This window comes from Micromonospora fulviviridis (assembly GCF_014648395.1).
GTDB classification, from domain to species: Bacteria; Actinomycetota; Actinomycetes; order Mycobacteriales; family Micromonosporaceae; genus Micromonospora; species Micromonospora fulviviridis.
On record NZ_BMRA01000006.1, the window covers coordinates 367,844 to 375,114 of the forward strand.

Consider the following 7,271-nt stretch of genomic DNA (forward strand, 5'->3'; position numbering starts at 1 on the left):
CGGGGTCCCGCGACCGCCCAAACGACCGTTAAGCTCAGGGGGTGGGAACCGACGAGCTCTACCCGGTCGAGCGGCTGGCCGCCGCCCAGCGCGCCACCGCCGCCGCCGGCCTGGACGCGCTGCTGCTCACCCCCGGCTCCGACCTGCGCTACCTGACCGGCTACGACGCCCACGAGGGGGAGCGGCTCACCTGCCTGGTGCTCCCTGCCGAGGGCGAGCCCACCCTGATCGTGCCGGTGCTGGAACGGCCCGGCGCCGAGGCCGCCCCCGGCGGCGGCTACCGGATCGTCGACCACGCCGACGGCACCGACCCCTGGCCGCTGGTGCGGGCCGCGCTGCCCGGCCCGGTCGCCGCCGTCGGGCTGGCCGACCGGATGTGGGCCGAGCAGGTGCTCGCACTGCGCGCCACGCTGCCCGACGCGGCCCAGCGGCTCGCCTCCGAGGTGCTGCGCGAGCTGCGGATCCGCAAGTCGCCCGCCGACGTCGCCGCGCTGGCCGAGGCGGGCGCCGCGATCGACGCCGTGCACCGGCGGATGGGGGAGTGGCTGCGCCCCGGCCGCACCGAGGTCGAGGTGGCCGCCGACATCGCCGCCGCCATCCGGGCCGCCGGGCACATCCGCGTCGACTTCGTCATCGTGGCCGCCGGCCCGAACGGCGCCAGCCCGCACCACGGCACCGCCGACCGGCCGATCCGCCCGGGCGAGCCGGTCGTGGTGGACATCGGCGGCACCATGCCGTCCGGCTACCGCTCCGACTGCACCCGCACCTACGTCGTCGGCGGCCCCGCCCCGGCCGAGTTCACCGACTACTACGCGGTCCTGCACGAGGCGCAGCGCGCCGCGGTGGCGGCCGTCCGCCCGGGGGTGACCGCCGAGGCGCTCGACGCGGTCGCCCGGGACATCATCACCGCCGCCGGTCACGGCGACGCGTTCCTGCACCGCACCGGCCACGGCATCGGCCTCGACACCCACGAGGACCCGTACGTCGTGGCCGGCAACCCCCGGCCCCTGGAGGCCGGCATGGCGTTCTCGGTCGAACCCGGGATCTACCTCGCCGGGCGGCACGGCGCCCGGATCGAGGACATCGTCGTCTGCACGACGGACGGCGGGCAACGGCTCAACACCACCCCCACGGAGCTCATCGCGCTATGACTGTCGACCGGATCCTCCCCACCGACGAGGCCCACGACCTGCTGGACCTCGCCACCGAACTCGCCGACCGGGAGCTCGCGCCCAAGGCCGCCGGCTTCGAGGAGCGCGCCGAGTTCCCCCGCGAGGTGCTGCGCACCCTGGGCCGGGCCGGCCTGCTCGGCCTCCCGTACGCCGAGGAGCACGGCGGTGCCGCCCAGCCGTACGAGGTCTACGTCCAGGTGCTGGAGATCCTGGCCAGCCGCTGGCTCGCCGTCGCCGAGGCGGTCAGCGTGCACACCCTGTCCTGCTACCCGGTGGCCCAGTTCGGCACCGACGAGCAGCGCAAGCTGCTGCCCGACATGATCGGCGGCGAGCTGCTCGGGGCGTACTGCCTCTCCGAGCCGCAGGGCGGCTCCGACGCCGCGGCCCTGACCACGAAGGCGGTCCGCGACGGCGACGCCTACGTGGTCTCCGGCACCAAGGCGTGGATCACCCACGCCCGGGTCGCCGACTTCTACAACATCTTCTGCCGCACCGGCGGCCCCGGCCCCAAGGGCATCTCCTGCCTGCTGGCCGACCGGAACACCCCGGGCATCCACCCGCAGGCCGCCGAGCGCACCATGGGCCTGCACGCCTCCCCGGTCGCCCAGATCGCCTTCGACGAGGCCCGGGTGCCGGCCGAGCGGCTGATCGGCGGCGAGGGGATGGGCTTCACCATCGCCATGTCGGCGCTGGACTCGGGGCGGCTCGGCATCGCCGCCTGCGCGGTCGGCCTGGCCCAGGCCGCCCTGGACTACGCCATCGGCTACGCCCGGGAACGCCAGCAGTTCGGCCGGGCGATCATCGACTTCCAGGGGCTCGGCTTCACCCTGGCCGACCACGCCACCCAGATCTCCGCCGCCCGGGCGCTGCTCCTGGCCGCGGCGCGGCTGCGCGACGCCGGGCGGCCGTACTCGATCGAGGCGGCGAAGGCGAAGCTGTTCGCCACCGACGTGGCGATGCGGGTGACCACCGACGCCGTGCAGGTGCTCGGCGGCGCCGGCTACGTCGCCGACCACCCGGTCGAGCGGTACATGCGCGAGGCCAAGGTGCTCCAGATCGTCGAGGGCACCAACCAGATCCAGCGGCTGGTCATCTCCCGGGCCCTGGCCAAGGGCTGATCCGACGCGGTGCGCGACCATCCGGCCCGCACAGCGTCATGGCGGCGGGCCGGGTGCGACGTGGGAGCGCTTTTACCGGTAGGTTGCACCGCGTGGAGGAGATCGACCGCGCCATCGTCGCCGCACTGACCGGGGACGGTCGGCTGTCGTACACGGACCTGGCCGAGCGGGTGGGCCTGTCGGTGTCCGCCGTGCACCAGCGGGTCCGCCGGCTGGAGCAGCGCGGCGTCATCAAAGGGTACGCCGCCCGCGTCTCGTTCGAGGCGCTGGACCTGCCGCTGACCGCGTTCGTGGCGATCCGGCCGTTTGACCCCTCGCAGCCGGACGACGCCCCGGAGCGGCTGGCCCACCTGCCGGAGATCGACTCGTGCTACTCGGTGGCCGGGGAGGACTTCTACCTCCTGCTGGTGCGGGTGGCCAGCCCGGCGGACCTGGAGCGGGTGCTGCAGGAGATCCGGACGTCCGCGAACGTCACCACCCGGACGACGGTGGTGCTCTCCACCCCGTACGAGCACCGCCCGCCGAAGGTCGGCCCGGAGCCGGCGAACCAGCACCGCCTCCGTGGCGTCGCGGCGGAGTCGGCGGGCTCGCAGGCGGGATGACCGGGCGCGGCGAGCGATGACCGCACCACCGCCGGCCGGACCCGGGCGTCGTCGGGCGACGGCAGGTGGTGCCGCGCGTGCGCTGGCGGTGGCCGGGACCCGAGGGCGATCCGCGCCGATCCGCCTGCGCTTTGAACCACCGTTCACCGGGCCGTGGGGGCCCGCGGAGCGGGTAGCGAGTTGAAGAAGGAGTTGGCGTTGCAACAGAACTTCCGGGCGACATGCCGGGGTCGGGCGAGGCGGCTGCTGCGGGTCGGCCCGTCGGTGGGGATCAAGCGATGACGGCTTCGAAGCCGGGCCGGTCCCGGTTCAGCGGACGGCTGGCGGAGGCGCGGACGTCGGCCGTCGGGACACGACTGCCCGCCTCGGCGGTCGAGGTGACGGCCCTTGCCGCCCTGCTGCTGGCGGCGGTGGGAAACTCCCGCCTGTGGGCGCTTCCCCCGGCCGTTCTCGCGTTCGCCCTGCTGGCCTGGACGTGGCGTGGCGGTGCGGCGGCCGCCGGAACGTCCGTGGTGGCACGCGTCCTCCTGCTCGCCAGCGCGTACCTGCTGGGCGCGGTGCACGGCGGTCTTGATCCGGCCCTGGCCGTCGGCGTCGCCGTCGCGGGCCTGGCGGTTCTCGGCGAACCGCTGTTGGCGTCGATGTTCGAGGCGGTCTACCCCGTCGCGGCGAACCTGCCCGGGATCGACTCCCGGCTCGGCCGTGGCCCCGACACGAGGCGGGTGGCGCTGGTCAACGGCGCCGCGGTGCTCGTGGCGCTGGTCTGCGCGTTCACCGGCGTCTTCGGGTGGATCGCGCTGGCGGTGTCGGTCGCGGCGCTCGGGTTGACCCTGTTCACCGGTTTGCAGGGCCTGAAGCTGGTGCGGGCGCGGCGCAACGGTGAGGCGAAACTGCTCAAGGCGCTGACCGCCTACGAGCCGATCTTCCTCGTGCACTGGAACGCGCCCGCCGGCACCGCCTACCAGCTCGCGATGTGGTTGCCCTACCTGGAGCGCCTGGGCCGGAAGTTCTTCGTGCTGGTGCGCAACCAGACCAACTTCAACGAGGTGGTGGGCCTCACCAAGGCCCCGGTGGTGATGCGGATGGGCCTGAACCAGCTCGACGAGGTCATCGCCCCGTCGCTGCGGGCGGCCTTCTACGTCAACACCGCGACGGTGAACAACCACGTCGCCCGGTACACGAACCTCAAGCACATCCAGCTCAACCACGGCGACAGCGACAAGGTGCCGAGTCACAACCCGGTCTTCCGGCTGTACGACAAGAACTTCGTCGCCGGCCAGGCCGCGATCGACCGGTTCGCGGCCAACGGGGTGAGCATGCCCGCGGAGATGTTCACCATCGTCGGGCGTCCGCAGGTGGAGAACGTCGCCATCGCGACCGAGCCGATCGCCTCGATCGCCAACCCCCGGGTCCTGTACGCCCCGACGTGGGCCGGCTTCTACGCCGACTCCAACTACTCGTCCCTGCTCGTGGGCTACGACATCATCAAGGCGCTCGTCGCGCGCGGGTGCAGCGTCGTCTTCCGGCCGCATCCGTACAGCCAGCGGTCCGCGGCGCTGGCCCGGGAGTGCGACCGGATCCGGACGCTGCTGGCCGACGACCGCCGGACGAACGGACGGCCGCACGTCTTCGGCGCCGAGGCCGAGGTGGCGATGACGGTCGCGGACTGCTTCAACGCCTCCGACGCGATGGTGTCGGACGTGTCGAGCGTGGTGGCGGACTACCTGTACTCGGAGAAGCCCTTCGTGATGGTCGCCGTCTCGACGCCGGCGGCCCGGTTCCCGGAGGCGTTCCCGCTCGCGCGGGCGGCCTACGTGATCGACGCCCACGGCGGCCGGCTGGAGGGGCTCGACACCGCCCTCGACGACCTCCTCGGCAGCGACCCCCTCGCCGGCGCCCGCCGCGACCTCAAGAAGTACTACCTCGGGGACATCCCCTCGGACCGGTACGCGCAGCGCTTCCTCGACGAGGCCTCGCGCTACCTCTGACGCGGGCGGCACCGCCGCCGACGATCGGCTCCGGTTCGGCATCGACGCCGCACCGGAGCCGCTCGTTCTAGTGCCGGGCGGCCCGGTCGGTGGCGGCGGCGGCCGTCTGCGGAACCGGCTGGTTCCACCGCAGGACGACCCGCCGGCCGTGCTCGTGACCGAGCACGCTGACGGTGGCGGTGTCCAGCCGCAGCAGCCCGCCGGCGGACGGGGGCAGGCCGATCCAGCGCGCGCCGAGCACCCGCAGGCTGTGCGCGTGGCCGACCAGCGCTACGCTGCCCCGCTCCAGCAGCGGGGTCACCCGGTCGAGCACCCGGTCGAGCCGGGCGCCGACCTCGGCCGGTGACTCCCCGCCGGGGCAGCCGTCGGTCCAGATGTTCCACGCCGGGTTCTCGTCGTGGATGTCCGCGGTGGTGCGTCCCTCGTAGGCGCCGTAGTTCCACTCGGCCAGGTCGGGGTCGGTCGCGTCGACGGTGAGCCCCGCCAGGTGCGCGGTGCGGGTGGCGCGCTGCCGGGGGCTGGACAGCACCCGGACGAAACGCCGGCCGGCGAGCGCCACGGCGAGCGCCCGGGACTGCCGCTCGCCGTCGGGGGTCAGCTCCAGATCGGTGTACGAGGTGTGCCGGCGGCTGGCGCTCCAGGTGGTCTCGCCGTGCCGGATCAGCAGAATCTCGCTCACCGGCCCAGTCAACCACGGACGGGCGGTCGGAGCCGGCCGGCGACCGGGTCACCCGTGGAGCGACTGGGTGCCGAGCACGGTGAGCAGGGCGAGGCGTTCGGCGTCCGGGCTGCCCGGTTCGGCGGTGTAGACCATGATCCGCAGGTCGCTGCCGGCGACGGTGAGCACGTCGCAGTCGAGGGTCAGCGGCCCGACGTGCGGGTGGTCGACGGTCTTGCGCGCCGCGGCGTGCCGGCCCACGGTGCCGGCGTCCCACAGTTCGGCGAACCGGGGACTGTGCGCCCGCAGGTCGGCGAGGAGCCGGCCCAGCCTCGGGTCGGCGGGGTAGCGGGCGGCGGCGGCGCGGAGGTCGCCGACCAGCGCGGCCTCGAACCCGCGCCGCTCCTCGGGGCCGAGCCGGACCCGCGAGCCGGGCCCGAGGAAGTGCCGCCACACGCCGTTGCGCTCGTCGCCCCGCGACCCGGACGGGTCACCCATCAGCGCCGCGTACGGCGGGTTGGCCACCAGCAGCGTCCAGGCGGCGTCGTACACCGCCACCGGGGTGCCGGCCAACCGGTCCAGCAGCCGCTGCACGCTCGGGGTGACCTCGGTGGGGATGGCCTGCGGGCCGGGCGGCGCGAGCCCGGCCAGCCGGTGGAGGTGGGCCCGCTCGGCGTCGGAGAGCCGCAGCGCCCGGGCCAGCGCCGCGACGACCTGCGCCGAGGGGTGGGCCGCGCGGCCCTGCTCCAGGCGGGTGAGGTAGTCGACGGAGATCCCGGCCAGCAGCGCCAGTTCCTCCCGACGCAGGCCGGTGGCCCGCCGGGACCGGCCGGGGGGCAGCCCGGCGGCCTCGGGCGGCACCCGATCGCGCCAGCGCCGCACCGCCTGCCCGAACTCCGCCCCCGCCACGTCCACCAGTCTGCCCCGTGGCCCCCGCACCCGGGTGGCCCTGGCAGTCCCAGGAAGACGCGCCGCCTGGACGGCCTCAACCTATCTTCCTAGGATGCCTTACGCGACGTGCGCCGGGACACAGCGTTTGCGGAGACCGGCACCGGGGACGCAACCGCCGGAAGCCCGAACGAGCCGAGGAGGCGGGATGAGCTTCACCGACAAGGCAAAGATCCGGGCCCAGGAGCTGGCCGGCGCGGCCAAGGAGCGGATCGGCGACGCCACCGACAACGAGCGGTTGCGGGCCGAGGGCGCCAACGAGCAGAGCGCCGCCCGGGCGCGGCAGGCCGGGCAGAACGTCAAGGAGGCCGGACGGAACGTCCGGGACGCCTTCGACAAGTGACCCGTACGACGGCGGGCTCCCGGTGATCCGGGGGCCCGCCGCCGTGTGCGCGGGTCACTTCCGGTGTCCGGGCGCGGGCGGCGGTCGGCGCGGGCGGGGTCTGGTTAGGGTCGCGGGGTGACGGTCCTGCGTTCCCTGGTGCTGTTCGTGCTGGCCGCGGTGGCGGAGATCGGCGGCGCGTGGCTGGTCTGGCAGGGCTGGCGGGAGCACCGGGGGCTGTGGTGGGTGGCGGCCGGGGTGCTGGCCCTGGGGGTGTACGGGTTCGTGGCGACGTTCCAGCCGGATCCCCACTTCGGCCGGATCCTGGCGGCGTACGGGGGTGTGTTCGTGGCCGGGTCGCTGACGTGGGGAGTGCTGGTGGACGGGTTCCGGCCGGACCGGTGGGACGTCACGGGGGCGGCCATCTGCCTGCTCGGCGTCGCGGTGATCATGTACGCCCCGC

The 7,271-nt window shown here is 74.4% G+C and carries 8 protein-coding genes; 6 read left to right on the plus strand and 2 right to left on the minus strand.

What is annotated here, in order from left to right; all coding sequences use genetic code 11:
• Nucleotides 1-41: 41 nt before the first annotated feature.
• From IEY96_RS18555 to IEY96_RS18570, 4 genes are all read left to right on the plus strand, one after another.
• The gene (locus IEY96_RS18555) at nucleotides 42-1,151 is read left to right on the plus strand and encodes a M24 family metallopeptidase (protein ID WP_189196046.1); all 1,110 of its coding nucleotides are present in this window, start codon (nucleotides 42-44) and stop codon (nucleotides 1,149-1,151) included.
• Nucleotides 1,148-2,290 carry an acyl-CoA dehydrogenase family protein gene (locus IEY96_RS18560; RefSeq protein WP_189196047.1) on the plus strand — a complete coding sequence of 381 codons (1,143 nt, stop codon included), beginning with the start codon at nucleotides 1,148-1,150 and terminating at the stop codon, nucleotides 2,288-2,290. The genes IEY96_RS18555 and IEY96_RS18560 overlap by 4 nt, the downstream gene beginning before the upstream one ends.
• Before the next feature lie 92 nt (nucleotides 2,291-2,382).
• Complete coding sequence (locus IEY96_RS18565; protein WP_189196048.1) at nucleotides 2,383-2,892, plus strand: Lrp/AsnC family transcriptional regulator; 510 nt, start codon at nucleotides 2,383-2,385, stop codon at nucleotides 2,890-2,892.
• A 278-nt stretch (nucleotides 2,893-3,170) separates the two neighbouring features.
• Complete coding sequence (locus IEY96_RS18570) at nucleotides 3,171-4,880, plus strand: CDP-glycerol glycerophosphotransferase family protein (protein ID WP_189196049.1); 1,710 nt, start codon at nucleotides 3,171-3,173, stop codon at nucleotides 4,878-4,880.
• Nucleotides 4,881-4,947: 67 nt separating this feature from the next.
• Here the strand turns inward: IEY96_RS18570 and IEY96_RS18575 are convergent, their stop codons facing one another.
• Together IEY96_RS18575 and IEY96_RS18580 are read right to left on the minus strand one after the other, a co-directional pair.
• Nucleotides 4,948-5,559: a histidine phosphatase family protein gene (locus IEY96_RS18575; protein WP_189196050.1), complete on the minus strand. Its 612-nt coding sequence runs from the start codon at nucleotides 5,557-5,559 to the stop codon at nucleotides 4,948-4,950.
• A 48-nt stretch (nucleotides 5,560-5,607) separates the two neighbouring features.
• Complete coding sequence (locus IEY96_RS18580) at nucleotides 5,608-6,447, minus strand: helix-turn-helix transcriptional regulator (protein WP_189196051.1); 840 nt, start codon at nucleotides 6,445-6,447, stop codon at nucleotides 5,608-5,610.
• 187 nt (nucleotides 6,448-6,634) lie between these two features.
• Between IEY96_RS18580 and IEY96_RS18585 the strand changes: the two genes are divergently transcribed.
• Together IEY96_RS18585 and IEY96_RS18590 are read left to right on the plus strand one after the other, a co-directional pair.
• Nucleotides 6,635-6,829, plus strand: a complete 195-nt coding sequence (locus tag IEY96_RS18585; protein ID WP_189196052.1) for a CsbD family protein — start codon at nucleotides 6,635-6,637, stop codon at nucleotides 6,827-6,829.
• Nucleotides 6,830-6,946: 117 nt separating this feature from the next.
• Nucleotides 6,947-7,271 (plus strand): YnfA family protein (locus IEY96_RS18590; protein WP_189196053.1); only part of this gene is annotated, 325 nt, incomplete at its 3' end.

What these genes read in the sequence shown, in the direction of transcription:
- IEY96_RS18560 (WP_189196047.1), top strand. Translation starts at nt 1,148, where the DNA reads ATGACTGTCGACCGGATCCTCCCCACCGACGAGGCCCACGACCTGCTG.
- IEY96_RS18570 (WP_189196049.1), top strand. Translation starts at nt 3,171, where the DNA reads ATGACGGCTTCGAAGCCGGGCCGGTCCCGGTTCAGCGGACGGCTGGCG.
- IEY96_RS18585 (WP_189196052.1), top strand. Translation starts at nt 6,635, where the DNA reads ATGAGCTTCACCGACAAGGCAAAGATCCGGGCCCAGGAGCTGGCCGGC.